The 1067-nt window shown below is 74.1% G+C and carries 1 protein-coding gene; it reads left to right on the top strand.

Features of this window, described 5'->3' with window-relative positions:
* Positions 1-24: 24 nt before the first annotated feature.
* On the top strand, positions 25-1067 hold a 1043-nt coding region (locus G7A99_RS20695), incomplete at its 3' end, for a hypothetical protein (protein WP_205599971.1).

The raw sequence follows: 1067 nt of genomic DNA, 5'->3' as shown, positions 1-1067 counted from the left end.
CGGCTCGCGGGGCTGCAGAGCGCCGTGGAAGGGTTCGTCCTGCGCCGTCACCGCCTGCCGTGCCCGGACAGCGACGGCGACGGCGCCGAGGACTGCGGCGGGGACGCCATCGGCCGCGTCCCGTGGCAGAGCCTGGGCGTCGACCCACCGGACGCACCGGTGCGCTACGGCGCCGACACCGGGGGCAGCGACCTCACGGCGCTGCCCGCCGCCACCGCTTACACCCCGGAGCTGCCCCGCACCCACGATGACCCGGTCAACGGGCTCGACTTCTGCCGCAACCTGCTCGACCGGGCCCCGGACAGCGGCCTGACCATCGGCGCCCACGACACGGTCGCCGCCTATGCCCTCGCACACCCGGGGGACGACGGCCGGTACCAGGGACTCAACGCCGCCGCCGGCTTCGAGCTGCCCGGACAGCGCCGCGACGGCGACAACGACGACCGTGTGATCGCCGTGGGACCCGCGGAGCTGGCCGGAAAGCTCGGCTGCACGCGGCGGCTCGCGCGCTCGAACATCGCCGCCCGGGCGGCCTTTGCCGCCTACGATCTCGACCGGGTGGCGGGATACGAGGGACACAACAAGGCCGGCAGCGCGCCGGTACGCATCGACGCCGGCATGTACCTGCGTTTCCGCGACCTCGCCCTGCACGTACGCCGGGGCAACGAGATCATGGCCGGTGTGCGGGTCGCCATCGCCGGCGTCAGTCTCGCCAACGCCATCGGCACCTCCGCCAGCGCCATCGCCCTGGCCGCCACCAGCAAGGGCTCGCTGTCGGCACCCATCGCCGCCGCCGTGGTCGGCATCGGTGCGGCCGCCGCCCAGGTCGCGGCCGCCTCCGTCCAGGTGGGCCTAGCCGTGGACAAGGTGGCCACCGCGGAGGAGAACATCTGCAACGCCATCCGCTTCGCCGAGCAGGTCAAGTTCGAGGACGCCGCGGCCGACCCGGACGACCCGCGCCGGGGCCGGGAGCTGATCGCGCGGATCGGCCTCGGCGGCGTGGCCAGCTGCAACGGGATCGGCTTCGACGATGCCGGTGACGCCCGGCACCGCTTCGAATCCGCAGT

Source organism: Arhodomonas sp. KWT (assembly GCF_010993615.1).
Note: the sequence above shows the minus strand (reverse complement) of the source record. Positions and strands in the feature narration are given on the sequence as shown.